The organism is Streptomyces sp. NPDC056628, assembly GCF_042792555.1.
GTDB lineage: Bacteria > Actinomycetota > Actinomycetes > Streptomycetales > Streptomycetaceae > Streptomyces.
Genome location: NZ_JBHTWG010000030.1, coordinates 15,338 through 41,514 on the forward strand (window position 1 = coordinate 15,338; position 26,177 = coordinate 41,514).

Annotated in this window: 20 protein-coding genes; 12 read left to right on the plus strand and 8 right to left on the minus strand. The window is 71.4% G+C overall.

Features of this window, described 5'->3' with window-relative positions:
• Nucleotides 1–47 precede the first annotated feature (47 nt).
• Nucleotides 48–932 carry a shikimate dehydrogenase gene (locus ACFRAC_RS28130; RefSeq protein ID WP_382932788.1) on the plus strand — a complete coding sequence of 295 codons (885 nt, stop codon included), beginning with the start codon at nt 48–50 and terminating at the stop codon, nt 930–932.
• A 25-nt stretch (nt 933–957) separates the two neighbouring features.
• Entirely contained in the window at nt 958–2,766 is a 1,809-nt protein-coding gene (locus ACFRAC_RS28135) for a bifunctional sugar phosphate isomerase/epimerase/4-hydroxyphenylpyruvate dioxygenase family protein (RefSeq protein ID WP_382932794.1), read from the plus strand.
• 213 nt (nt 2,767–2,979) lie between these two features.
• Here the strand turns inward: ACFRAC_RS28135 and ACFRAC_RS28140 are convergent, their stop codons facing one another.
• From ACFRAC_RS28140 to ACFRAC_RS28165, 6 genes are all read right to left on the minus strand, one after another.
• The gene (locus tag ACFRAC_RS28140; protein ID WP_382932797.1) at nt 2,980–3,843 is read right to left on the minus strand and encodes a MurR/RpiR family transcriptional regulator; all 864 of its coding nucleotides are present in this window, start codon (nt 3,841–3,843) and stop codon (nt 2,980–2,982) included.
• A 121-nt stretch (nt 3,844–3,964) separates the two neighbouring features.
• On the minus strand, nt 3,965–5,260 hold the full coding sequence (locus tag ACFRAC_RS28145) for a cyanophycinase (RefSeq protein WP_382932803.1): 1,296 nt from the start codon (nt 5,258–5,260) through the stop codon (nt 3,965–3,967).
• An 81-nt stretch (nt 5,261–5,341) separates the two neighbouring features.
• Nucleotides 5,342–6,589, minus strand: coding sequence for a M20 family metallopeptidase (locus tag ACFRAC_RS28150; RefSeq protein ID WP_382932808.1), 1,248 nt, complete (start codon nt 6,587–6,589; stop codon nt 5,342–5,344).
• Nucleotides 6,586–7,338, minus strand: a complete 753-nt coding sequence (locus ACFRAC_RS28155; protein ID WP_382933119.1) for an amino acid ABC transporter ATP-binding protein — start codon at nt 7,336–7,338, stop codon at nt 6,586–6,588. The genes ACFRAC_RS28150 and ACFRAC_RS28155 overlap by 4 nt, the downstream gene beginning before the upstream one ends.
• 128 nt (nt 7,339–7,466) lie before the next feature.
• Nucleotides 7,467–8,432 carry an amino acid ABC transporter permease gene (locus tag ACFRAC_RS28160; RefSeq protein ID WP_382932815.1) on the minus strand — a complete coding sequence of 322 codons (966 nt, stop codon included), beginning with the start codon at nt 8,430–8,432 and terminating at the stop codon, nt 7,467–7,469.
• Nucleotides 8,433–8,434: 2 nt separating this feature from the next.
• Nucleotides 8,435–9,382, minus strand: a complete 948-nt coding sequence (locus ACFRAC_RS28165; protein ID WP_382932818.1) for an ABC transporter substrate-binding protein — start codon at nt 9,380–9,382, stop codon at nt 8,435–8,437.
• Between the two features lie 1,146 nt (nt 9,383–10,528).
• Between ACFRAC_RS28165 and ACFRAC_RS28170 the strand changes: the two genes are divergently transcribed.
• The 3 genes from ACFRAC_RS28170 (at nt 10,529) to ACFRAC_RS28180 (ending at nt 14,435) form a co-directional block, all read left to right on the plus strand.
• A complete protein-coding gene (locus ACFRAC_RS28170; RefSeq protein WP_382932822.1) occupies nt 10,529–11,194 on the plus strand; it encodes a TetR family transcriptional regulator in 666 nt (221 codons plus the stop codon).
• 84 nt (nt 11,195–11,278) lie between these two features.
• On the plus strand, nt 11,279–12,430 hold the full coding sequence (locus tag ACFRAC_RS28175) for an alkane 1-monooxygenase (RefSeq protein ID WP_382932826.1): 1,152 nt from the start codon (nt 11,279–11,281) through the stop codon (nt 12,428–12,430).
• A 433-nt stretch (nt 12,431–12,863) separates the two neighbouring features.
• Nucleotides 12,864–14,435 (plus strand): amino acid permease, encoded by a 1,572-nt coding sequence (locus tag ACFRAC_RS28180; protein ID WP_382932834.1) that lies wholly within the window; start codon nt 12,864–12,866, stop codon nt 14,433–14,435.
• Between the two features lie 27 nt (nt 14,436–14,462).
• Here ACFRAC_RS28180 and ACFRAC_RS28185 read toward each other — a convergent pair whose 3' ends face one another.
• The gene (locus ACFRAC_RS28185) at nt 14,463–15,158 is read right to left on the minus strand and encodes a TetR/AcrR family transcriptional regulator (protein ID WP_382932838.1); all 696 of its coding nucleotides are present in this window, start codon (nt 15,156–15,158) and stop codon (nt 14,463–14,465) included.
• 170 nt (nt 15,159–15,328) lie between these two features.
• Here ACFRAC_RS28185 and ACFRAC_RS28190 point away from each other — a divergent pair, with 170 nt between their 5' ends.
• From ACFRAC_RS28190 to ACFRAC_RS28220, 7 genes are all read left to right on the plus strand, one after another.
• Nucleotides 15,329–16,183 carry an urea amidolyase associated protein UAAP1 gene (locus ACFRAC_RS28190; protein WP_382932844.1) on the plus strand — a complete coding sequence of 285 codons (855 nt, stop codon included), beginning with the start codon at nt 15,329–15,331 and terminating at the stop codon, nt 16,181–16,183.
• Nucleotides 16,180–16,833: an urea amidolyase associated protein UAAP2 gene (locus tag ACFRAC_RS28195; RefSeq protein ID WP_382932848.1), complete on the plus strand. Its 654-nt coding sequence runs from the start codon at nt 16,180–16,182 to the stop codon at nt 16,831–16,833. The genes ACFRAC_RS28190 and ACFRAC_RS28195 overlap by 4 nt, the downstream gene beginning before the upstream one ends.
• Nucleotides 16,830–20,417, plus strand: coding sequence for an urea carboxylase (gene uca, locus ACFRAC_RS28200; protein WP_382932856.1), 3,588 nt, complete (start codon nt 16,830–16,832; stop codon nt 20,415–20,417). The genes ACFRAC_RS28195 and uca overlap by 4 nt, the downstream gene beginning before the upstream one ends.
• The gene (gene atzF / locus ACFRAC_RS28205) at nt 20,414–22,066 is read left to right on the plus strand and encodes an allophanate hydrolase (RefSeq protein ID WP_382932860.1); all 1,653 of its coding nucleotides are present in this window, start codon (nt 20,414–20,416) and stop codon (nt 22,064–22,066) included. The genes uca and atzF overlap by 4 nt, the downstream gene beginning before the upstream one ends.
• Nucleotides 22,067–22,598: 532 nt before the next feature.
• Entirely contained in the window at nt 22,599–23,171 is a 573-nt protein-coding gene (locus tag ACFRAC_RS28210; protein WP_382932864.1) for a hypothetical protein, read from the plus strand.
• Between the two features lie 281 nt (nt 23,172–23,452).
• A complete protein-coding gene (locus ACFRAC_RS28215) occupies nt 23,453–23,932 on the plus strand; it encodes a hypothetical protein (protein WP_382932869.1) in 480 nt (159 codons plus the stop codon).
• Nucleotides 23,933–24,418: 486 nt separating this feature from the next.
• A complete protein-coding gene (locus ACFRAC_RS28220; RefSeq protein ID WP_382932875.1) occupies nt 24,419–25,306 on the plus strand; it encodes a GNAT family N-acetyltransferase in 888 nt (295 codons plus the stop codon).
• Nucleotides 25,307–25,486: 180 nt separating this feature from the next.
• Here the strand turns inward: ACFRAC_RS28220 and ACFRAC_RS28225 are convergent, their stop codons facing one another.
• Complete coding sequence (locus ACFRAC_RS28225; RefSeq protein ID WP_382932881.1) at nt 25,487–26,155, minus strand: class I SAM-dependent methyltransferase; 669 nt, start codon at nt 26,153–26,155, stop codon at nt 25,487–25,489.
• Nucleotides 26,156–26,177 lie beyond the last annotated feature (22 nt).

Sequence of the window (26,177 nt, forward strand, 5' to 3'; positions counted from 1 at the left end):
ACTAACTCACCAGTTCGTACATTGCGAACGCTCAGGAGGTCCCCGCGGTGGCCAAGGACGCCAAGGACTCGTATCTCGTCGGGCTGATCGGGTCCGGCATCGGCCCCTCGCTCAGCCCGGCGCTGCACGAGCGGGAGGCGGGACGGCAGGGCCTGCGCTATCTGTACCGGCTCATCGACATCGACCGCCTCGACCTGCCGCCCCAGGCGGTGGGCGACCTGGTGCGGTCCGCCCGCGACCTCGGCTTCGACGGGCTCAACATCACCCACCCCTGCAAGCAGACCGTCCTCGCACACCTGGACACGCTCTCCCCCCAGGCCGAAGCCCTGGGCGCGGTCAACACCGTCGTCTTCGACCACGGCCGGGCCGTCGGGCACAACACGGACGTCACCGGCTTCGCTGCCTCCTTCGCCCGCGGCCTGCCCGACGCGCCGCTGGAGCACGTCGTCCAACTGGGTGCCGGCGGCGCGGGCGCGGCCGTCGCGCACGCCCTGCTGACCCTGGGCGCCGGTCGGATCACCGTCGTCGACCCGCTCGGCGAACGCGCCGCGGGCCTCGCCGACGTGCTGAACCGGCATTTCGGCACCGATCGGGCGGCCGGCGCCGCATCCGACGCACTGCCCGCCCTCCTCAGCCGCGCCGACGGACTGGTCAACGCGACGCCCACCGGCATGGCGGCCCACCCCGGCATGCCGCTCTCCGCCGGTCTGCTGCATCCCGGACTGTGGGTCGCCGAGGTCGTGTACCGCCCCCTGGAGACCGAACTGCTGCGCGCCGCCCGTGCGCTCGGCTGCCCCGTCCTGGACGGCGGCGGTATGGCGGTCTTCCAGGCTGCCGACGCCTTCCGCCTGTTCACCGGCCGCGAGCCCGACTGCGTGCGGATGCTCGCGGACATGGCCGAACTCGCGGGCGCCGTCGGAACCCGACGCTAGGCCACAGGCAGGAAGAGGTATCGGTATGCGCACATCCATCGCCACCGTCTCCCTCAGCGGAGCACTCACCGAGAAGCTGACGGCCGCCTCGCGGGCCGGCTTCGACGGTGTGGAGATCTTCGAGAACGACCTGCTGGCCAGTCCGCTGACCCCCGAGGAGATCCGCGCCCGCTGCGCGGACCTCGGCCTGGGCATCGAGCTCTACCAGCCGATGAGGGACGTCGAGGCGGTGCCCGCCGACGAGTTCGCCCGCAACCTGCGCCGCGCCCGGCACAAGTTCGAGCTGATGCGCAGGCTCGGCGCCGACACCGTCCTCGTCTGCTCCAGCGTGCACCCGCTCGCCGTGGACGACGACGCGCTGGCCGCCGACCAGCTGAGCCGACTCGCCGACCTCGCCCAGGAGTTCGGGATCAAGGTGGCCTACGAGGCACTGGCCTGGGGGCGGCACGTGCACACCTACACCCATGCCTGGAGCATCGTCGAGGCCGCCGGCCATCCCGCTCTCGGGACCTGCCTGGACAGCTTCCACATCCTCTCGCGGGGCACCGATCCCAAGGCCATCGAGGACATCCCCGGCGAGAAGATCTTCTTCCTCCAACTCGCCGACGCCCCGCTGCCGGCCATGGACGTCCTCCAGTGGAGCCGCCACCACCGCTGCTTTCCCGGACAGGGCGGCTTCGACGTCGCGGGACTCCTGCGGCACGTCCTGCGCACCGGGTACGACGGGCCGCTCTCCCTGGAGGTCTTCAACGACGTCCTCCGCCAGGCCGAGGCCGGCCCCACTGCCGTGGACGCCCGCCGCTCTCTGATCCTCCTGGAGGAGGCGGTCGGCGCCGCCACCCCGCCGGAGCCCGTCGTCCCCACCGGCGTCGCCTTCGCCGAACTGCTGACGCCCGACGCCGAACCGGTCGGCGCCGTGCTCGGTGCCCTCGGCTTCACCCGCGCCGGACGGCATCGCAGCAAACCGGTCGACCTGTGGCAGCACGGCGAGGCCCGCATCCTGGTGAACACCGCGGGCGCGGCCCGCCGCGACGGCAGCCGGCTCGCCGCGATCGGCCTGGAGTCGCCGGACCCGGCCGCCGCCGCCCGGCGCGCCGAGGCCCTGCTCGCCCCCGTGCTGCCGCGCCGCCGCGCCCCCGGGGACGCCCCGCTCGACGCGGTCGCGGCCCCCGACGGCACGGAACTGTTCTTCTGCGCCACGGGCCACCCCGGAACCCCGGACTGGCGCGGTGACTTCGCCGATCTGCCCGCCTCGCCCGACGGGGCACACGTGCGCCGCATCGACCACATCGCCCTCACCCAGCCCTGGCACCACTTCGACCAGGCCGCGCTCTTCCACCGCGGCGTCCTCGGCCTGCACGCCCAGGAGAGCGTCGACGTCGCCGACCCCTACGGCCTCATGCGCAGCAGGGCCCTCACCGGCGCCGACGGCGCGGTCCGCATCGCCCTCGGCGTCGGCGCGGCACCTGGCGACGACACCGTGCACGCCCAGCACATCGCGCTCGCCACGCACGACGTGGTCGCCGCCGCTCGTGCCTTCCGCGAGGCGGGCGGCCGGCTGCTGCCGATCCCGGCCAACTACTACGACGACCTGGCCGCGCGGTACGAGCCGGCGGACGACGAACTGGAGACGTACCGCGAACTCGGCATCCTCTACGACCGCGACGCGCACGGCGAGTTCCTGCACTGCTACACCCTGACCGTCGGCCGGGTCTTCTTCGAGCTCGTCCAGCGCGACGGCTACCGCGGCTACGGCGCGCCCAACGCTCCCGTGCGGCTGGCCGCACAGCACACAGCACACGGCGCACTGACCTACCTGACGGCTGACGGCTGACGGCTGACGGCTGACGGCTGACGGCTGACGGCTGACGGCTGACGGCTGACGGCTGACGGTCCGAGTCACACCGGCGACGACCGTCGTCGGATGCCAAGCTGCCGAGAGGTGCGAGGGCGCTCCTGACACGACGACGTCTGCGCACGTAGCCCCCGGTTCGGGCCGCACGATGGCCGGGCTGGAGCGGGATTCGGCCGGGCCGGTCCGTTCCGGTCACACCAGCCCGGCGCGGCGGGCGACGTCCTCGGTGTGCCGCATGTGCTGGTGCGCGTCGTCGCCGAGGGTCGTGAGGAGACCGGCGACGACCGTCTCGATGACCGCGAGCGTCGGCACCAGACTGTCGTACGGGGACGGGGTGGTGACCTGGCTGGGCAGGACGACCTCGGCGTGCGCGCTGGTCGGTGAGAGCCAGGTGTCGGTGAAGACGACGACCTTGCCGCCGCGTTCCTGGGTGAGCTGGGCGAGGGCCACCTTGTCGTCCTCGTAGCGCCGGTAGTCGAAGACGACGAGGACGTCGCGGCGGCCCAGCCGGGCAAGGGCGGCGGCCCGTTCCACATCGCGTTCGGACAGGACGTGGACGTCGTCTCGCAGTTGCATCAGGTGCAGGCCGAGGTACTGGGCGAGCAAGTGCGTGAACCGGCCTCCGACCAGGGTGATCCGGCGCTTGGGATCGGACAGCAGCGCCACGGCCCGCTCCAGGTCGTGCGGCGGGGTCTCGGCCAGGGTCTGGGCGACGGCGGCGGTGAACAGCTTGCTGCTGCGGGCCATGAGGCCTGCCGCCGAGTCGTCACCCGAAGTGTCCTCCGCGTCCTCGTACAGCGACAGCGGCGAGGCGTTGCGCTGGTCCAGCTCGGCGCGCAGGGCGGCCTGGAACTCGGGGAATCCGCTGTAGCCGAGGCGGGCGGCAAAACGCAGCACGGTGGGGGCGCTGACGGCGGCGCGTTCGGCGATGGTGGCGACCGTCTCGAAGCCGGCGGCGGGGTAGGCGGCCAGCAGCACCCTCGCGACCTTCCGCTCGGCGGGGCTGAGGGTACCCAGCTTGAGGCGAATGTCGTCGGCAAGTGTGCCGGAGGCCATGAGGGCTCCTTTCGGATCACGCGGTGCGCCGGTGCCGAGCCTAATGCCCGCAGGGGTGGCCGGGACCGGCCGCAGGTACCTGCCGGTCCGGGCCACCGAGCGCGGGCTGGAGTCGGTCACGTCACCGGGGTGCGACGTCGATGCGCAGTCCGACGAGCGTCCGCGCCGTGGTGCCGTCGCTGGTCCAGGCCGTGAAGCCGGGCTGCTTGGTGAAGGTGACGGTGAAGCGGGGCTCGTTCTCGTAGGTGGTGGCCGTGGCGGTGCGCTGGTTCCTGGTCTCGGCGAGTGCCCGGGCCGTGCCCAGGAAGGAGTACGGGACTCCTGAAGGGTTGTCGATCGAGTAGAAGACGTCGTCGTTGGCAGGCACGGGGGACGTCGTGCGGGCGATCAGGGGGAGCTTGCCGGGGGCCGGGTGTGCGGACCAGCGGTGGGCGTCGTAGCGGTCGCCGTCGGTGAGGTGGGTGTAGCGGGCGCGGGTGAGGGTCCAGCCGTCGGGTGTGGTGCGGGCGCGGGCGTCGCGCAGGTCGAGGATGCCCACGCCGTTGCTGCCGAGGACGGTCGTGGACTCGTGGAGCGTTCCCGGGTTGTCGACGACGAGTGCGCTGTTCTCCTGCAGGGCGTAGACGCGGTCGTGCCCGGTGTCCGCGGCCAGGCGCAGCGCCCGGCCCTCCCGGCCCAAGGCGCCGGTGTGGGTGTCCACGAGGCCGGAGCGCAGGAAGCCGAATCCGCCGTCGGGGAGGTAGCCGAGCCGGGTGGCGTCGTCGAAGTAGCCGGCGGCGCTGCCGTCCCGCAGTGCCTGGTAGGACTCACCGCCGGTGACCATGTCGGGGCCGGCGGCGATCTGTGCGCCCGCGGAGGTGCCGGCGACGACCGCGCCGTCGGCGAGCTTGGCGCGGACGGCGGCAAGCACCTTGGAATCAGTGTGCCGGGCGCCGTGCAGGAGGGTGGTGACGTACCGGTACTGGTCGCCACCGCCGAAGAAGAACCCGGTCATGGAGTTGATCTGGTCGACCACGGCGTCCGAGTCGGCGTTGGCGATGTGGTCCAGGTCGACGGGGATCCATTCGGCGTCGGCCGCGCCGTGCTTCTTGAACAGTCCGGCGTAATAGGCGCCGTTGCAGGCGGAGTTGCTGCACTTCTCGGGGTCGTCGGCGTGCGGGTCCTGGCTCTCGGGGACGGACGCGGCGGTGAGGACGCCGATGCGGGCGCGGGATCCGCCGGCCCGCTCGATGATCTCGCCGTACACCTGCGTGTTGTCGGGCGCGAGCCCTCCGCCGATCAGGACCAGGGAACCCGTCCGCGGTGCGCTGCCGCCGCGGACGGCTGCCTGAGCCGCGGGCGCGGCGGTGAGGGTCAGTACGAGGGCGGTGGCCCCGGCGACAAAGTGGCGCCGGCCGAGCAGGGAACGATCGCGCATGGTGTCTCCTTGGGGGTGATCGGAGGGTCGAGGGGGAAACCGGGCCACCGGCCGGACCGCGACGCGGCCGGGGCCCGGTGGTCAGGCACTCCTGTCGCTGCTGTCGCCGCTGTGGTCACCGAGGGACATGACCAGCGCGGCGAGCAGGGCGACGCGCTCGGGCACGCTCGCTGTGTCCAGCCACTCCTGAGGGCTGTGGTCGGCGCCGCCGACGGGGCCGAGACCGTCCAGGACGGGGACACCGGTGCCCGCGATCAGGTTGGCGTCGCCGACGCCTCCGGTGGCCGTGGCACCGAGGGAGAAGCCGAGCGCGGCTGCCGCCTGTTCGGCCGCGGCGAGCATGCGGTGCGATGCCGCGGTCGCCTCCATCGGGGGACAGTCGTCGAGCTGTTCGACGGTGACGGTCGTGCCGGGGACGGCCGGGCAGGCGGCGGCGGCCTCGATAGTCCGCCTGACCCTGTTCAGACCGGTGGCGGTGACCGCGCGTACCTCCAGGCGGAGTTCGGCCTCGGGGCAGACGATGTTGGGGCGGTGGCCAGCCCTGACGACACCGACATTGACGGTGACGTCGTCCCAGCGCCCGTTGAGGGCCTGCAGGGCGACCACGAGGTGCGCGGCGGCTAGGGCGGCGTTTGCGCCCCGCTCGGGCTCGATGCCGGCGTGGGCGGCGCGTCCGGTGACGGTGAGCCGGAAGTCGGCGACACCCTTGCGGGCGAGCACCAGGTCCCCGTTCTCCCGCGCGCACTCCAGGCCCAGGGCGTAGTGCACGCCCCGGGCGACGTCCTCGGTGATCCTGCGGCTGGCCGGGGAGCCGATCTCCTCGTCGGGGGTGGCGAGGAACACCAACTCCGCGTAGTTCTGCGCCTCTTGCTCGCGAAGGAGTTCCAGCGCGGTCAGGCCGGCCAGCAGGCCGCCTTTGTCGTCGCTGACGCCGGGCCCGTGCGCACGGGTGCCGGTGAGGGTGAAGGGCCGCTCTGCGGCGGTGCCGTCCTCGAAGACGGTGTCCATGTGGGCGGCCAGCAGGATCCGGCGCCCGCCGTCCGCCTCGGCGAGGCGGCCCGCCTTGCGGGCGACCAGCACGTCGCCCGTGCGGAGGTCATCGGCACCGGGGCCGTCGGCGCGGGGCGGCCGGATCCGCTCGACGGCGAAGCCGAGCGACGTCAGGCGCGTCTGCACCCAGTCGGCTACGGCGTTGACACCGCCGGGGCTGTAGGAGCCCGAGTCGATGGCCACGAGTTCGGCGAGGTCGTGCAGGTACCGCGGCAGTCGGCTACGGGCCGGGCCGAGCAGGTCGGCGGGGTGGGGCCGCTGCCGCGAGGGGGCGCTCACAGGACCTTCGACAGGAACGCGCGGGTGCGCTTCTGCTCGGGGGCGACCAGGACCTGGCGCGGGTCGCCGGCCTCGACGATCACACCTTCGTCCATGAAGACGGCCGTGTCGCCGACCTCGCGGGCGAAGCCGATCTCGTGGGTGACGACGACCATCGTCATCCCGTCGTCCGCCAGCCGGCGCATCACGTCGAGGACATCGCCGACGAGCTCCGGGTCGAGGGCCGATGTCGGCTCGTCGAACAGCATCAGCTTGGGCTTCATCGCAAGCGCCCTGGCGATGGCCACGCGCTGCTGCTGTCCGCCGGAGAGCTGCGCGGGGTAGTGACCGGCGCGGTCGGCGAGGCCGACCCGTTCCAGCAGGTGGCCCGCCTCCTCGCGGGCCTGCGCCCTGGGCACCCCGGCGACCCGTACGGGTGCCTCGATGACATTCTCCAGGGCGGTCATGTGCGGGAAGAGGTTGAAGCGCTGGAACACCATCCCGATGTCACGGCGCCGCTCGGCGACCTCCCGCTCCCTCAGCTCGTGCAGCTTGCCGCCGTGCTGGCGGTAGCCGACGAGCTCGCCGTCCACGGTGAGCCTGCCACCGTCGACCTTCTCCAGGTGGTTGATGCAGCGCAGGAACGTGGACTTGCCCGAGCCGGACGGTCCCAGCAGGCAGCACACGCTGCCGCGCCGGACGGTGAGGTCGATGCCTTTGAGAACCTCCAGCTTGCCGTACTGCTTGCGCACACCTTCCGCGTGCACCATCGGCACGCGCTCGTCATGCTGCATCGGCACGCGCTGGTCGTGGCCAGTCGGGGCACTGCGGTCGTGCGTCTTGGGGGCGATGCCGTCGTGCCCGGTCGGGGCACTGCCGTCGTGCGTCTTGGGGGCGCTCACCGGCCCGCTTCCTTGTTCTTCACGCGAGTGGGCCGGGCGGCTGTGCCGAGCAGCCGCCGCAGAGGCGACACGTGCTGGGCGCCCGCGGTGCCGCGGCCGTAGCGCCGCTCCAGCCAGGCCTGCGGGATGCCGAGCAGCGTGACCAGGGCGAGGTACCACAGACTCGCCACCACCAGCATGGGGACGACCTGGTAGTTCTGGGCGTACACGTCCTGGATGTTGGACATCAGGTCGTGCGCGGAGATGACCGAGACCAAGGCGGTCATCTTCAGCATGTTGATGGTCTCGTTGCCCATCGGCGGGATGATGACGCGCATCGCCTGGGGCAGCACGATCCTGCGCATGGTCAGGGCGGGACGCATACCGAGCGAGTGCGCGGCCTCGGTCTGCCCCAGGTCGACGGACTGGATGCCCGCGCGCACGATCTCGGAGGCGTAGGCGGCCTCGTTGAGCCCGAGGGCGAGCAGGGCCGCGACGGCCGGGGTGAGCAGCGAGTTGGTCTCGGCCTGGAAGAAGGTGATGTCGGTGAACGGGACACCGATCTTCACGTACTTGTACAGCGCGGCCGCGTAGCCCCAGAAAATGATCTGTACGAGCAGCGGGGTGCCGCGGAAGATCCAGACGAAGAAAGTGGCGAGACCGTACAGGACCGGGCTCTGCGACAGCCGCATGACCGCGACGAGCGTCCCGAGGGCGAGCCCGAGGACCATGGCGGCGGCGGTCAGCCACAGGGTGGCGAACAGGCCGTCGAAGATGAGGTCGGCGAAGAGGTAGTCGCCGACGATGTCCCAGCGCAGGTTGTCGTTCTTGGCCAGTGAGCCGACCAGGCCGACGAGTGCGGCCAGGGCCGCCAGGGCGGCTACCCAGCGGCCGTAGTTGCGCACCGGCACGACGACGAGGCCGTCGGCCGGACGCGCGGGTGCGGGCGGCGCGGTGTCCCGGGTTGCTTTCAGGGTGGCCATGTTCAGTCGACCGCCACGTTCTTGGTGGCTTCCTTCACCGCGATGGAGGCGACGCCGTACTTCTCGAAGATCTTGGTGGCCGTGCCGTCGTCGATCAGGGCCTGCAGGGCCTTTTGGATCGCGTCGGTCAGCTCGGGCAGCTTCTTGGTGACGGCGATGCCGTTGGGTGAGGCGTTGTAGCCGCCGGGTGCCGCCGGGTCCTCGACGAGGTCGAACGTCTTGCCGTCGTCGGCCGTCTTGGCGGTCCAGCCGGCGGCCGGCTTGGTCAGCAGCTGGGCGACGACCTTGCCGGAGCGCAGGGCGAGCTGGGCGTCGGAGTCCTTGGGGAAGGTCAGGATCTCGACCTGGCCGCCACCGGCCTTCTTGCACTGCGCCTGGTGCTTCTTGAGCAGGTCCAGCTGGTTGGTGGCGGCCTGTACGGCGACCTTCCTGCCGCACAGGTCGTCGAGAGTGGCGATCTTCTCGGGGTTGCCGTCGGCGACGAGAACGCCGGACCCGGACTGCGAGTAGTCGACGAAGTCGACGACCTGCTGCCGCTCCTTGTTGTCGGTGATGGCCGACATCGCCGCGTGGAACTTGCCGGCCTGGATCGCCGGGACGATGCCGTCGAACTTCTGCGGGGTGAAGGCGAACCGCACGCCGAGCTTGGCGCCGATGGCCTGGCCGAGGTCGTAGTCGAGGCCCGTCAGCTCGCTCTCGCCCTCCGTGACGTACATCTCGAAGGGCGGGTACGGCACATCGGTGGCGACCTTCACGGTGCCCGCGTCCTTGATCTCCGCGGGCAGCGCGTCGTGCAGCGCGGGGTCCTTGTCGATCTTCACACCGGCGACCGTGACGCTGCCGCTCGCGGCCGGTGCGGTGTCGTCATCGCCGGAGCAGGCGGTGAGCGCGGTCAGGGCGGTGGTCACTGCGGTGGCGGCCGCCAGGCGGCGGACTGTGCGAGCGTTCATGGCGGATCGGGCCTCTCGGAATCCTTGGCCGACGGAGGTGCCGCCGACCGCACACCGGAAATTACAGAATGCTTCGCTTCTTGCCTAGATGTATCGCACGTTACGTTCGCGTAACGCGACGCACAGACATCGATCCCTCGCACCGAACCAGGCACGAGCTGGACTTTCTCAACATCATGCGACGCGTCTACAGCCGAGCGTGCGATACAGATTCCCGCCAAGTTCGCCTGGTTGTACCGCCCGCTAGCACCTTGCTCCCCCACCCGTGAAGCCCCGACCCAGGGGGTCCGTACCCGCACGCCTGTCGCGCCGCCCGGTCACCGCCGCCGCAGTCGCGCTCCCCGCCCTCGCCGCCACGCTCGCTTCTGCCCCCCTGCCGCTCGGACCGCGGTCCACCGGATCCGGTCGGCCAGCGCGTGCGACACCCGCCACGACACCTGGAACGGCCCGGCGTTTCACCATGAACGGCGACGGCTCGGTCACCGCCGGCTCCACAGCCCGAGTTGTCGCCACGGTCAGCGGGGCATCGACTCCCTCGATGCCGTCGTGCTCGCCGGCTCCGCGCCGTCCTCGGGCAGCAGGACGACGGAATGCGACGACGTCATCAAGCTCGCCGGCAAACTCCCGCACCACTTGAACCCCCACCCCCGCTGCCGACGACAGCAGCCCCCGGGCCGGCACGGACTTCCGCCACGCCGGGTCGTGTACGTCGCGGTCGGCGACCAGTGCCGGTACGTGCGCCGGACGGCCACGGCGCACAAGACACCGGCCTAGTACGCGCTCGCCCAGGGCTGCGGCGCGGGCGAGGGGGGCAGCGCGGGCCGCCAGGTCGGCAGTCCGTCGTGCACGACGCCTGCGGCGGCAGCGCACGAGGATGCGTATGACGGCACCCCGGCACCCCGGCACGCTGCGCGACGAGCGGATCCTGATACGTGCGCCCGTACCGCCGCCGACGGGACGCAAGCGGCCGTACGGGGCGGGCTACCAGCCTGGCGGACACGGGGGGGATTCCGCCGACGGTCAGCGTGCCACGCCGGCCGGACGACGCCCAGGGTGACGCGGTGTCAATGTCCTGACACTTCATCAGGTCCTTGCGGCATTGCATCATCGGCACCTTGCCCGGCACCAGATGCGAGGAGAGACGCTGTGGAGGCAAAGCCGTTCGCCACGGCCACGGACCGCGATTCCACCCCTCTGCCGCCCCGCGAGGCGTGGCGAAGACGGATGCGGGACGACGTGCTCGACGCGGCCCACGCCATGGCGGCGGAGAAGGGATGGGACTCGGTGAGCCTGTCGCAGGTGGCGGCACGCGCCGAGGTCTCACGACCCACGGTCTACAAGGAGTTCGGAAGCCGCGGCGGCCTGAGCCAGGCGCTGGTCCACCGCGAGGCGGAGCGCTTCCTCGCCGGTGTGGACCACGCGCTGCGGCAGCCGGCACCCACCGCGTCGAAGGCGCTGGCCGCCGCCGTGCTGTACGCGCTCCAGGAGGCCCGTAACAACGTACTCGTCGCCTCGGTCGTCAAGGCCGCCCGCGCCGGCACGGACTCCCTGCTGCCCTACCTGACGGCCCGCTCGGAACCGGTGGTCACGGGCGCTCGCCTCATGGTGCGGGCCTGGTGCCAGGCACACTTCCAGCAGTTCGACGAGGCGCGGACGGATCAGGCCGCCGACGTCATCGTGCGCCTCACCCTGTCGCACATCGTGCTGCCGCCGCCCGACCACTCGCCGCACGAATCCGCCGAGGTCATCACGGCGGCGGCCATCGGGGCACTGAACCGGGCGACCTTACCTGACGATCCGTCAAAACATTGACAGTGCGTCCCTGATTGTCAGCGATCGGGGCCGGTGCCACGCTCTGCCGGGTCAGAGCCGAACGCCCGCAAGGAGCACAGTCCGATGACCGCACCGTCGACGACGCCTCCCGCATCCCCCGCCGGCATACCCTGGCGCGACCGCAAGCGCTACGCGTGGCTGCTCGGTCTCGCCGTCCCCACGCTGCCCTTCCAGGCCGCGGCGCTGGTCGCCGTCAGTGACTGGACGGTGCTGTGGTGGTGGGGGCCGTTCTTCGCCTTCGTGATCATCCCGCTGCTCGACACGCTGATTGGCCCGGACCAGGCAAACCCACCGGACGAGGTGATTCCGCAGCTGGAGGAGGACCGGTACTACCGCTGGTGCACCTACCTGTACCTGCCCCTGCAGTACGCCGGACTGCTGTACGCCTGCCTGCTCTGGGCCGAGGGCATGAGCGTGCAGAGCTCACTGGGCCTCGCCGCCACCGTGGGCGTGGTCGCGGGTGTCGCCATCAACACGGCGCACGAACTCGGGCACAAGCGGGAGACCGTGGAACGCCGTCTGGCCCGCCTCGCGCTGGCCCAGTCCGCCTACGGCCACTTCTACGTCGAGCACAACCACGGACACCACATCCGGGTCGCGACGCCCGAGGATCCTGCCAGTTCACGACTCGGTGAGAGCCTGTGGGCGTTCCTCCCGCGGACCGTCGCGGGGAGCGTGCGGTCGGCCTGGCGCCTGGAGGCCCGTCGCCTCGGCCGCCGCCACCATCGCATCTGGTCGCACCACAACGACGTACTGACCGCGTGGGGACTGACCGCTCTGGTCTTCACCACGCTCGCCGCCGCCTTCGGACCAACGGTCCTGCCCTACCTGCTCGCCCAGGCAGCGTGCGGCATCCTGCTGCTGGAGACGGTCAACTACCTCGAACACTACGGCCTGTCGCGTGAGCGCCGGCCGGACGGGCGGTACGAGCGGGTCGCCCCCCGCCACAGCTGGAACAGCAACAACACCACCAGCAACATCTTCCTCTACCAGTTGCAGCGGCACTCGGACCACCACGCCAACCCGCTGCGCCGGTACCAGACCCTGCGCCACTTCGATGAGGCGCCCCAACTCCCCTCCGGGTACGCCTCCATGATCGTCCTGGCCTGGGTGACCCCGCTGTGGCGCCGGGTGATGGACCCCAAGGTCCTGGCGCACTACGGCGGCGACGCGCGGCGCGCCAACCTGCATCACCGACGGGCGAGCCGCTACTGAGCCCAAGACGCACCGACCCACGCGGGCTGCGCGGGGCATCGTGCGGATCCCCCACCTTCGGCGACACACCGTTACCGCCCCCGCCTGGCACGCCGAGCCCATCCGGTATCAGGTCTCCACTCAGGACCGCGTGATCCACCACGGCAATGAACGCCTCCGGACGCGCGCATGAACCCCCGCGAGGTCGTCGCGCTCGACGCGAGCCACGCCTCCCCCGCTTCCCAGCCCCAGGCCGTCGTCGACCTCATCAAGGAGGCGGTCCGCGAGACCGCAAGCTGAGTCGGGTTCCCGGCGCGTCCGGCGCGTCCGGCGGGAGAGCAGTCACTAACGGGCGGGACACGGCCGCGACACGCGGCGGAAACGGGTCGTCCCTAATTTCTGTCAACCGACAGGAATTCGCAGGGACGACTCACCTCCGTGACAGGGGACCGCCATGACCGTGACCACCGATCCCACGCCGCCGGCCTCTCCATCGCCGGGTGACGGCGGCGCACTCGCCCCGTTCGGCTATCCCCAGGAACTGCGGCGGCGGATGGGGCGGTACGCCTCCTTCGCCGCCGGATTCTCCTTCATCTCCGTGCTGACCACGGTCTTCCAGTTCTTCTCCCTCGGCTACTCCTTCGGGGGTCCGTTCTTCTTCTGGACCTGGCCCTTCGTCCTCGTCGGGCAGCTCCTCGTCGCCGCCTGCTTCGCCGAGCTCGCCGCCCGCATGCCCATCGCCGGGGCGATCTACCAGTGGGCGAGCCGGCTCGGCTCCCCCGCCTTCGGGTGGTACGCGGGCTGGATCATGGTGATCGGGCGGATCGTGGTGGTGGCGGCGGCCGCGCTCGCCCTACAGGTCGTCCTGCCCGCCGTCTGGCCCGGTTTCCAGATCGTCGGCGGCGACCCGTCGCCCACGACGACCAGCGGCGCCGCCAACGCCGTCCTTCTCGGCCTCGCCCTGCTGGCGCTCACCACCCTGCTGAACGTCCTGGACAACCGCGCGCTGTCGGCCGTCAACACGGTCGGTGTCACCGCCGAGATTGCCGGCGTAGCCCTGATCGTCACCCTCCTGGCCACCCACGCGGAGCGGGACCCCGGCATCACCCTGCACACCGGTGGCGAGGGCGGTCTCGTCACGGCGCTCCTCGTGGGCTCGTTCACCGCGGCGTACGTCCTGATCGGCTTCGAGAGCGCGAGCGAGATGAGTGAGGAGACCGTCAACCCCCGCCGCACCGCGCCCCGCACGACGCTCACCGCCCTCACCACCTCCGGCGTCTGCGGCGGGTTGCTGCTCCTCGGCGGCCTGCTCGCCGCGCCCAGCCTCACCGACGGACGGCTGGCGACGGAGGGGCTCGGCTACGTGCTCACCAGCACCCTCGGCGACGGCCTCGGCCGGGTCCTGCTCGCCGACGTGGCGGTCGCCGTCTGCGCGGCGACCCTCGCCATCCAGACCTCGGCGACCCGCATGCTCTTCTCCATGGCCCGCGACGGCGTCCTGCCCCGGTCGGCGGCGCTGGCGCGGGTGCCGCGACGGACCGGGATGCCCGGCACGGCCGCGGTGGTGGTCGGCGTCGGTGCGGCCCTGCTGCTCCTGCTCAACCTCGCCTCCCCGCAGGCGTTCCTCGCCATCGGCACGACGTGTATCGCGATGGTGTATCTGGCGTACGCCATGGTGACCGGGCCGATGCTGGTCCGGCGGCTGCGGGGCGAGTGGCGGCCTCCGGCCGACGGTGAGCGCGACGAGCTCGGGCGTCCCCTGTTCTCCCTCGGCCGCTGGGGACTGCCCGTCAACGTGCTCGCGGCCGCCTACGGAGTCTTCATGACGGTCAACCTCGCCTGGCCGCGTGCCGAGGTGTACGACCCCGAGGGCGGCCACTGGTACTTCCGCTGGTTCACCGTCCTGGTCCTCGCGGCGACGGTCGCGACGGGCGCGGCCTACCGCTGGCACCGCCGGCGCCGGAACATCCCGGAACACGGGATTCCCGCGAAACCGGAGCCGGAGGCCGCGACCGTACGCGCCTGAGACACGCCCGCATCAGGAATCCGAGGATCAGACCCGCGCCGCGAGGAGCCCCAGCCCTTCGCGGCGCAGTCGTGCCAGGGCGCGCTGCGGCACGCCGGCCACCCGTAGCGCGGCGTCGGCCGTCGCCCCCGCGAGGGCGTCGGGGTCGTGGTCGGGGCCGGCGCGGCGGATGAGGATCACGCTCTCGGTGAGGCCGAAGAGGAGGTCGGCACGGAGCGCCAGTTCCTCGGGGGCGAGGTCCGCAGCGGGCTCGGTGGTGGCGAGCAACCCCCTGTAGGCGGACTTGAGTTCGTTCCTGAGGCGGTGGAAGGCGGCGAAGTGCTCCGTCCCGACCTCGGGCAGCAGGTAGAGCGCGCCGAGGTTGTACGGCCCCGCGCACAGCAGGGTGGCGTCGGAATGGCACAGCGCCCACAGGCGCGCCTCGGGGGACGCCTCGGTACGGGACACGAGTCCGGCCGCCAGCTCCAGCGAGGGGCGCACGGTCCCTTCCAGCAGATCCGCGAGGATCGCCTCTTTGCCGTCGAAGTAGTGGTACAGGGAGGCCTGTCGCAGCCCGGCGCGCTCGGCGATGGAGCGGGTGGAGGTGGCCGTGTAGCCCCGGGTGGTGAACAACTCCGCCGCCGCGGCGAGGACTTCGTCACGCGGCTCCGGGCCGTCGGCCCGGCGCTCTTGGGCTCTCGGGCGGCCGACTCTCCTGCCGGCGGGCGTGTTCGACGTGCTCACTCCGTGATCCTCGCACAGGGCCGGTCGCCGCCTCGGAGCGGGCCGTGGGGGTGAGTTCCCGGTAACCGAGCGGAAACGCGCGGGCAATGGGGGTGAAGCGGCCGCTGTCTAATTTCTGTCGAGCGACAGAAATTAGGCCCGAGAGACGAGCCCGCACCGGAGGTCGAGCCATGGGGACACCCTCAGCGCCACCGTCAGTCACCGCGTCGGCGTACGGCGCCCGCGCACATGCCCGCGCCCAGGAGGGCACGCGGGCGGATGCCATGCCGGTCGTCCCCGCCAGCGACTGGCCGGCCCCTCCCCAGGGCGTCGCAGCGGGCGACCTCGTCTGGGCCGAGACCGTCGCGGGTGGCAACTACACCCACGGGGTGCTCGCCCGCGGCACCGAACTGCGGCTGACCGACCTCACCGGCGACGCCTGCGCCCACCTCCTCCTGCACTGCGCCGACCGCCCCTGGGAACGGCTGAACACGGCCGACACGGTCAAGGTGCTCTGGAACGCCTACCTGGGCGAGGGACACCTGCTCCTCTCCGACCAGGGCCGGGTGCTCGCCTCCCTCGTCGAGGACACCTCCGGCCGGCACGACGCCCTCACCGGCACCTCCACCCTCGCGCGCAACACCGCGCGGTACGGGGACGGGACCCCGCAGTCCGCCTCGCCGGCGGGACGCGAGCTGTTCAAGCTCGCCGCCCTGAAGAACGGCCTCGCCCCGCGCGACCTCCCGCCGTCCGTCTCCTTCTTCCAGGGCGTCCGGATCGCCGAGGACGGCACCACCGTGTTCACCGGCTCGGCGGGCCCCGGCGCGTCCGTCACCCTGCGCGCCGAACAGGACGTCACCGTCCTCCTCGCCAACGTGCCGCACCCGCTGGACCCGCGCCCCGAGTACGCCTGCGGAAACCTCCAGGTACTGGCATACCGGTCCCGGCCGACCGCTCCCGAAGACGCCCTCTGGGACGCCGGCCCCGAAGGCCGCCGCGCCTTCCTGAACACCGTCGGCCACCTCACCGCCCGGGGGCTCGCATGACCGTCACCACCCTTCCCGGCCTCGTCGTCCGCGACGACACCGTCCCCGCCCGCGCCGGCTGGTCCGCGGTCGTCCGCGAGGGGCAACTGCTGACCCTCACCGACCTGCACGCCAACCAGGCCGCGGACTTCCTGGTGTACGACGCGCACGACACCTCCGTGCGCTACAGCGCCCCCGACACGATCCAGGCCCAGGGCAACGTCTTCCTGACCACCGGCTCGGTCCTGCTCTCCAACGAGCACACGCCGCTGATGACCGTCGTCGAGGACACCTGCGGACGGCACGACACCCTCGGCGGCGCCTGCTCCAAGGAGTCCAACACCCTCCGCTACGGCCACCACACCTGGTCGCAGCACGCCTGCGTGGAGAACTTCCTCCGCGAGGGCGCCCAGCACGGCCTCGGCAAGCGCGACATGGTCTCCAATATCAACTGGTTCATGAACGTGCCGGTCGAGGAGGACGGCACGCTCGGCATCGTCGACGGCATCTCGGCCCCGGGCCTGAAGGTCGTGCTCCGCGCCGAGATCGACGTCCTCGTCCTGCTGTCCAACTGCCCCCAGATCAACAACCCCTGCAACGGGTTCGACCCGACGGCCGTCCGGATGACCATCACCGAGCCCGGCGAGAACGACGAGGACGGCGCACGATGACCTTCGACACCTTGCTGGTCGCCAACCGCGGCGAGATCGCGGCGCGCGTCATCCGCACCGCTCGGACGCTCGGGCTGCGGACCGTCGCCGTGTACTCCGACGCCGACCGCGCCACCGAGCACGTCCGGATCGCCGACGAGGCCGTACGGCTCGGCCCCGCCCCGGCCAAGGAGTCGTACCTCGACGCCGACCTGGTCCTCAGGGCGGCCAAGGACACGGGGGCGGGTGCGATCCACCCCGGCTACGGCTTCCTGTCCGAGGACGCCGCCTTCGCGCGCCGCTGCGCGGACGCCGGCATCGTCTTCGTCGGCCCCACCCCGGAACAGCTGGAGCTCTTCGGAGCCAAGCACACCGCGCGCGCCGCCGCCGAGGCGGCGGGCGTCCCGCTCGCCCCCGGCACCGGCCTCCTGCCCGACGTGACCGCGGCCCTCGACGCCGCCGACACGATCGGGTACCCGGTGATGCTCAAGGCGACAGGCGGTGGCGGCGGCATCGGCATGCGGGCCTGTCACGACGCGACCGAACTCGCGGACGCCTGGGAACGGGTGCAGCGGGTCGCCGCCGCCTCCTTCTCCTCCGCCGGGGTCTTCCTGGAACGACTCGTCGAGCGGGCCCGCCACGTCGAAGTGCAGGTCTTCGGCGACGGCCGGGGCCGGGTCGTCACCCTCGGCGACCGCGACTGCTCCCTCCAGCGCCGCAACCAGAAGGTCGTGGAGGAGGCCCCGGCACCCGGCCTGCCGGACCACGTCCGCCACCGGCTCACGACCGCCGCCCGCGACCTGTGCGCGTCGGTCGACTACCGATCCGCCGGCACGGTCGAGTTCGTGTACGACGCCGCCCGCGAGGAGGCCTACTTCCTGGAGGTCAACACCCGCCTCCAGGTGGAACACCCGGTCACCGAGGCGATCTACGGCGTCGACCTCGTCGCCTGGATGCTGCGCCTCGCGCAGGGCGACACGAACGTCGTCACCGCTCCCCCGGCCCCCACCGGCCACGCCGTCGAGGCGCGCGTCTACGCGGAGGACCCCTCCCGCGACCACCGCCCCAGCGCGGGCCTGCTGACGCGGGTCGCCTTTCCCGAGGACGTCCGCGTGGACGCCTGGGTCGAGACAGGCACCGAGGTCACCACCTCCTACGACCCCATGCTCGCCAAGGTGATCGCACACGGCTCCGACCGCGCCGACGCACTCGACCGGCTCGACGCGGCCCTCGCGGCGACCCGCGTCGACGGCATCGAGACCAACCTCGGCCTGGTCCGCGCGGCCCTGCGGAACGCCGACATCCGCGCGGCCGCCCACTGCACGGCCACGCTCGCCGCCGTCACCGACCCGACCCCGCGTATCGAGGTCGTCGCCGCGGGCACCCTGACCACCGTGCAGGACTCGCCGGGGCGTACCGGCTACTGGCAGGTCGGCGTGCCCCCGGGCGGGCCGATGGACGACCTGTCCTTCCGGCTCGGCAACACCGCCCTCGGCAACGACGAGGGCGCCCCCGGACTGGAATGCACCCTCCAGGGCCCCTCCCTGCGGTTCACCCACCCGACCACCGTCTGCGTCACCGGCGCCCCGGCACGGGTGACGGTCGACGGCGCCGCCGTGCCGCAGTGGGAACCGATCACCGTCGGCGCCGGACAGACCCTCGCCGTCGCCGCACCCACCGCACACGGTCTGCGCACCTACGTCCTGTTCGCGGGCGGCCTCGACGTACCGGAGTTCCTGGGCAGCGCCGCCACCTTCACCCTGGGCGGGTTCGGCGGGCACGGCGGGCGGGCCCTACGCCCGGGCGACGTCCTGCACGGCGGCGAGGCACGTACGGAGACCTCCGCCGTCCCCGTCGGCGAGCGGCCGGACTTCGGCGCCGTCTGGCACGTCGGCGCGGTCGAAGGTCCGCACGCCGCCCCCGAGTTCTTCACCGAGGACGACATCCGCGACTTCTACGCGGCGCACTGGAAGGTGCACTTCAACTCGGCGCGCACCGGCGTCCGACTGGTCGGCCCCAAGCCGCGCTGGGCGCGCGCGGACGGCGGCGAGGCCGGCCTGCACCCCTCCAACATCCATGACACGCCGTACTCGGTCGGCGCCGTCGACTACACCGGTGACATGCCGGTCCTCCTAGGCCCCGACGGGCCGTCCCTCGGCGGTTTCGTCTGCCCGGCGACGGTCGTCACCGGGCAGCGCTGGAAGCTCGGCCAGCTCCGTCCCGGCGACACCGTCCGGTTCGTCCCGGTCACCCCGCAGGCCGCCGCCGGACTGCGCCGCGCCCCGGCCACGGTGCCGCGCGCCGACCGAGAGGTGATCGTCGACGGGGGCGTCCTCGCCCGTCTGCCCGAGAACGACGCCCGTCCGTCGGTCACATACCGGCGCAGCGGCGACGACAACCTCCTCGTCGAGTACGGGCCCATGCAGCTCGACCTGGCGCTGCGCATGCGGGTCCACGCCCTCGCGCGGGCGCTGGCCGCCCGCGAGCTCCCCGGAGTCGTCGACCTCACGCCGGGCATCCGCTCGCTCCAGATCCAGACCGATCCGGACGTGCTGGCGCAGCACGACCTGCTCGACGTGGTGCTGCGCGTGGAGGAGACGCTCCCCGCCACGGACGAACTGGTGGTGCCCAGCCGGACCGTGCACCTGCCGCTGTCCTGGGACGACCCGGCGACCCGCGAGGCCATCGAGCGCTACATCGCCGGCGTGCGCGACGACGCCCCCTGGTGCCCGTCGAACATCGAGTTCATCCGCCGCGTCAACGGCCTGGACACGGTCGACGACGTGTACCGGACCGTCTTCGACGCCGAGTACCTGGTGCTCGGCCTGGGCGACGTCTACCTCGGCGCCCCCGTCGCCACCCCGCTGGACCCCCGGCACCGGCTGGTCACCACCAAGTACAACCCGGCCCGCACCTGGACGGCGCAGAACTCGGTCGGCATCGGCGGCGCCTACTTGTGCGTCTACGGCATGGAGGGCCCCGGAGGCTACCAGTTCGTCGGCCGCACGACCCAGGTGTGGTCGCCCTGGCAACAACGCGGCGCCTTCGCACCGGACAGGCCCTGGCTGATGCGCTTCTTCGACCGGATCAAGTGGTACCCGGTCGGGGCCGACGAACTCCTGGAACTGCGCGCGGACATCGTCTCCGGCCGGTTCGTGCCGAAGACCGAGGAGGGCACCTTCTCCCTCGCCTCCTACCGGGACTTCCTCGACGCCGACGCCGCGTCGATCGCCGCCTTCCGGGCCCGGCAGGGCGCGGCCTTCGGCGCCGAGCGCGACGCCTGGGAGGCCGCCGGCGAGTTCGCCCGCGCCGAAGCGGCCACCGAGGTCGTCCCGCCGCCCGCCGACGTCGAGGTGCCCGAGGGCGGCCGGCTGGTCGAGGCCGACCTCACCGCCTGCGTCTGGCAGGTCAACGTAGAGGTCGGCGACCGGGTCTCTGCGGGTCAGCAGCTCGTCGCCCTGGAGGCGATGAAGATGGAGTCCCCCGTGACGGCTCCCGCCGCGGGCGTCGTCGCGGAGATCCTGATCAGGCCGGGAAGCCAGGTCGAGGCCGGTACCGCCCTCGTCGTCCTGGCCCCCGTCGAGACCGCGGACGTGGCCGTATGAGCGGTGCGCTGGAACGGGTACGGGCCGCGTACGCCCGCATCGCCCGAGCGGACCGGCCCGAGGTGTGGATCGACCTGCGCCCCCAGCAGGACGCGGAGGCGGAGGCCGCCGCGATCGACGCGCGGACCGCCGCCGGCGAGCGCCTGCCCTTGGCCGGAACGGTCCTCGCCGTCAAGGGCAACATCGACGTGGCGGGCCTCCCGACCACCGCGGGCTGCCCCTCGTACGCGTACCGGCCCGAAGCCGACGCACCGGCGGTGGCACGGCTGAGGGCGGCCGGGACGGTGGTCCTCGGCACCACCAACCTGGACCAGTTCGCGACCGGTCTGGTCGGCACGCGCAGCCCGTACGGGGCGGTCCGCAACGCCGTCGACCCGGCGTACGTGTCCGGCGGGTCCTCGTCCGGTTCGGCGGTCGCGGTCGCCCTCGGCCTCGTGGACCTCGCCCTCGGCACGGACACGGCGGGTTCCGGCCGGGTGCCGGCCGCCTTCAACGGCGTCGTCGGCCTCAAGCCGACCCCCGGCCTCGTCCCCACCGAGGGCGTCGTCCCGGCCTGCGCGTCGCTCGACTGCGTCACGGTGTTCGCCCGCACCGTTGCCGAGGCCGAGCAGGCCCTGTCGTTCATGGCGGCGCCGGTGGATCGCGCCGCCACGCCGCCACGCCGCCCGGGACCGTGGCGCGTCGCGGTCCCCCACGTCCCGCAGCTCGGCGAGCTGGACGAGGGCTGGGCGCAGGCGTTCACCACGACGGCGACCCGACTGGACGAGGCGGGGGCCGAACTCCTGCTCGTGGACCTTGAGCCCTTCCTCGAGGCAGCGGCCATGCTGTACGAGGGGGCGTTCGTCGCCGAGCGCTACACGGCCGTCGGCGCCTTCGTCGACGAGCACACGGGCGAACCCGGCCTCGACCCGACGGTGGCCGGGATCATCTCCGGGGCGCGCGACGTGCCGGCCCACCGTCTGTACGCGGACCGGGAGAGACTGGCCGTCCTCCGCGCCCGGGCCCTGGCCTCCCTCGGCGACGCAGACGCGCTGCTCCTGCCGACCACCCCCGGGCACCCGACCCTCGCCGACGTCGCCGCCGCACCCCTCCACGCGAACGCCCGGCTCGGCCGGTTCACCAACTCCACCAACCTCTTCGGGCTCGCGGCGGTCGCCGTCCCGGCGGGCGAGGTGGCGGGACGGCCCTTCGGCGTCATGCTGATCGGACCAGCCCACACCGACGAACGCCTCATCCGGATCGCCCGTCTGCTCACGGCACCGCCCCTGGACCTGGCGGTGGTGGGCGCGCACCTGTCGGGGCAACCGCTCAACGGGCAACTGCTCGCCCTGGGCGGCCGGTTCGTCCGCTCGACCGCGACGGCGCCCGCGTACCGGCTCTACGCGCTGGACACGACGCCCGCGAAACCCGGTCTGGTCCGGGTCCGCGAACACGGCGCGGCGATCGAGGCCGAAGTGTGGCGGCTCCCCGCCGAAGGACTGGGCGCGCTGGTGGCGGCCCTCCCCCGCCCGATGACCCTCGGCAGCGTGGAACTCGCGGACGGCACCAGCGTGCCAGGCTTCCTCTGCGAACCCGAGGCCCTCGACGACGCCCGGGACATCACCGCACACGGCGGCTGGCGCGCAGCACTCGCCACCCTCACGGAGTGACCGTCGGGGCGCTGGGGTCAGGCTTCGTCAGGTGGGAGAACACGGCGGCCCAGCAGGGCGAGGCCCCCTCCGCCCCGGCACCCTCAAGGCCTGGCCCCGCAAAACGCGTCCCCGCAACAGGACGACGAGGCCGATCGTGAGGTGGCCCTCCCCAGCCCCCCGGGGCCGTCGACGTGGATGACGAAAGAACCGAACAGCATCGGGACGGTCAGGGCGTGACCATGAATCAGTCCCTCGGCCCTCACAGTAAGCACTTGTCCGCCGGCGTTCACTCCGACGGCAGGTCGGCATGACAACGCTGCGGGAAGCTCACTGCCCGAGTGAAGGCGCTCCTGCCGTCCCGCGCTGAAGGTCATCGCCGGTTCACCTGGGTGCTGTGCTTCACGGCCGCACCGCGCGGGCGGTGCTAGGTCTGTCTGATAAATGATCACTCGCGGGCTGAGAATGCCGCATGCTTGCCGAGGAGGGTGGCCACCGTCATGGGGCGTCACATCTCCCCCGTGGCCGGCCATGACGAAGAGGAGTGTCAGCGGTGTGGGAGACCTATCTGTCCTGGTACCGCGAGGGCCGGATGGACGAGTCCGAGTTCCGCTCGGTCACCGACCTCTTGGCCCAGTCCGGGCTGACCGTCGAACACCCGGTGCTGGGCTGCGGGATGCTGTTGGACGTCGAGGGGGAACAGGTGAAGCTTCCTGTCGGGCGAATTCTGGACCTTGTTTGCCTGTCTGTCGGACCGCTCTGCTTGCAGTTCCGGCTGTCGGCTGACACTGACGTGGTGTGCGATGTCAGGTACGCGACGCCGGACACCCAGGTCCTCACCTTCGTACTCGGCGGGTTGACCGAGAACGAGCGTGAGCAAGCCACCGATGCGGTTCAGCGACTGGTCCAGAGGGAGTTGGACAGGACTGTTGCGCTGCTCATCGATCTGGGCGGCGAAACAGCGGACGAGGACGACGACGCGCTGGTCCTGTATGGCCGACTACCGATGGGCCCGCGCCCGGACCGAGTGCACTTCCGGACGGACCGGCTCAGCGCCGTCCCGGCTGTTCTTGCTGGAGCCGAGGTGACGGATCTCGGTAACGGGCTGAGTACAGTCCGCTGGTAAGGATCAGCGGGCAGGTTCGCGGAGCCAGAGGACGAGCGCCGCGAGGTGGAGTCCGGCCTGGTACCGGGCGGCGAGTCCATTCGCCTTCACGGTGTAGACGGGACCGCCGGAGTCACCGGACACGTCAACGCCGAGGGCATCATCTCTAGCGGCTGTGACTCGGTGAGTGACAACGGCGAGTGCAGTGACAGCAGGGACGGCAAGTGCACGGTGTTCTTCACGGACATTGCTCTGGCCCAAAAGGCGCTTCCCGGAGGGGTCAAGAAGTGGTGAAACGAACGGTGAGACTCACAGTCCTCGCCGCTGTGTCCGTCGTGGCGATGACCGCGTCGGCGTGCAGCAGCTCCAAGCCGTGCGCCGGAGTGGGCGTCGTCTCGCAGGTCGGCGTGATGTTCCTCCAGCGGGGCTACACCGACCTCGCCGGCGCCTCCTACGAGCTCTGCGCGGGAGGCAGATGCGGCAAGGGCCACTTGGAACAGGAGGACATCACCCAGCTCAGCCTGCGCCTTCCCGACGACGTGGATGAGCACCTCGGCACAGTCCGCTTCCGCGTCACTCCCAAGGGGAGCACCCATCCAGAGATCGACGCGTCCACCGACGTCAAGCTGACCCACCAGTCCGACGGCTGCGGTGGCGGCGCCTCTAGCGAAGGCCTCGCCTTCACCAAGGAAGAGGGCCTGACCACGAAGATCCCGCCCAGCGTGAGCACTGCCTGGCGCAAGCACCTCACGTCACTGGCCTCGACCTCCGAGTCCTCCTGACACGCGCTCCTCTCCACAGCGGTCACCGGCTGCGGAGAGGAGCTGACAGCCAGATGGCGCGGCCGTTCACCGTCTCGGCCATCGTCGCCACCGCGGCAACCATGTGCACGGTCGTCCTGGCGGCACCCACCGCGCTGCGCTTGCCCTCTTATGCATGGATCGAGGGCGGCGAAACACCGAGCAGCGGGCGCTCGAGATAGCCGCCGTCGTCTGCGACGCCCCCAGTCCGGGCGGATGGCCGCTCACGGTAGTCGATCGCACGGTTCAAGTGGGGCGATGAGCGATCGGGGGCTTTTCGATATCGCTTCCCCGACGTCGCACAGCCCGAGGCGGGTGCAGCGTTGGGCAGCTGCGGCGTTCGGCGGTGCGGTGCCGGACGTCGGGAGGCGTGGGGGTCCCGTACTGGAACAAAAGGCCGTCGACATCGGGTGTGTCCGGGACGTGGAACAGCCGCCGACTGGCCGGGGCCGTCCGGGATCATGAACCATGCCCCTGGATGACTGGCACCTCACTCAAGACGTCGACGACTTCCGCGCTCAAGCCGGGGACTTCCTGTCCTCACGTGCCGCCCTGCACAACACGCCGCTGACGGACATCGAGAAACTGCGGATGCAGAGGGCGGCTGATCACGACGAGCAAACCGCCGTGTTCGGCTGGCTGACATCACAAGGCGAAGTTCGCGCGATCTTCTATCTCACTCCCCGAGGACGCCTTGGCCTCACGCCTCTCTCCGTCGCACAGACTGACGCCCTGGCTGCATACCTGGCCGACCTCGGCTACTCACCCGCCCACGTCATCGCGGACCAGGATACCGCCGACGCCTTCGCCGCGTCATGGCAGCAGCACTCAGGCGCGGCCCCGGAGAGGTTCTGGAGGACGCACCTTTACCGTCTCGGCACGCTCACCCCACCACAGCCGCGACCGAAAGGCCAAGGGCGCCCCACCGAGAGTAAGGACCGTGAGCAAGTCGTGCGCTGGTGCCGTGAGTTCTGTGTCGATGTCGGGGAGCAGCACTCCATCGAGTTGATCGACGCCGGTGCATGGGACGACTCGCGTTTCGGCGACAGGCACTTCACCTTCTGGGAAACCCATGAGGGCACCCCCGTCTCGATGGCAGCCGCGACCTCGGTCACCGGCGGCATGGTCCGGATCGACCCCGTCTACACCCCTGCCCACCTCCGCGGACACGGCTACGCGGGAGCTGTGACGGTCGAAGCGAGCAGGAGCGCGCTCGCTGCGGGGGCAACGGACGTAGTCCTGTTTACCGACCCGGACAACCCCACGAGCAACGCCCTCTACCAACGCATTGGGTATGTCCACGTTGCCGACTTCGCCGGATACAAGTTCTCATACGGCCCGTCAGAGGTTGAATGAGGCTCATCCTGGACAACGTGCGGGCGGGCTCGACAGGTGGCTCCGTGCTACCGATACGGCGGGCTGTGCCTACCGTCTGCCTCACACCCAGACCTTGTGCTTCGCAACGGAGGATGGCGGTAGGCGTCTGATGGCGCGTTCCAGTGCAGCAACTCCAGTGCCGCTTCCGACGCTCGATCGTCAGCCGGGACGCTTGGCCATGATGACTAGGCCCGGCCCGCTGTATTCCTCGGGAGGGAGCCGAAGTTCGGCGACCGGGTGCAGGCCGGCCTCTTCAATCAGGCCCACCAGGTGTTCTGGCTGCCATTTGTGGGTCGTCCAGCGCACGGGTACGCCTCCGTATGCCTCGGTGCGCACCACGTCTTCGTCGCCGACGTGCGTGGCGGTGATGAGGTGTCCGCCTGGCTTCAACGCGCGTGAGAACAGGGCGAGGACCTGGGGGAGAACGTCGCGGGGAAGGTTGAACAGAGACCACCATCCGAGCACGCCGCCGAGTGACGCTTCGGCAAGGTCAAGGTCGGTCACCGAAGCCACGCTGAAACGGCATTGCGGATGCAGTCGGCGCGCGTGCTCGATCATGCGAGGAGAAAGATCCACCCCGGACACGTCGAGTCCACGTTCGGCGAGGTAGGCAGTCACCGTTCCGGGGCCGCAGCCGACGTCGAGGACAGGCCCCAGCCCACTCACAGTGTCGGCGAAGGCGTCGATCGATGCCTTGAGCCATGGATGGCGGCGGATGTCGCCGACTCCCGTCGTCACCACCATGTGGGCGTAGTTGTCGGCCACACGGTCATAGGACTCACGAACCTCGTCCAGGTCGGACGGTCGGTCGATGGGGTGTGCGCGCATGAGACAACGATAGGACTGGGCA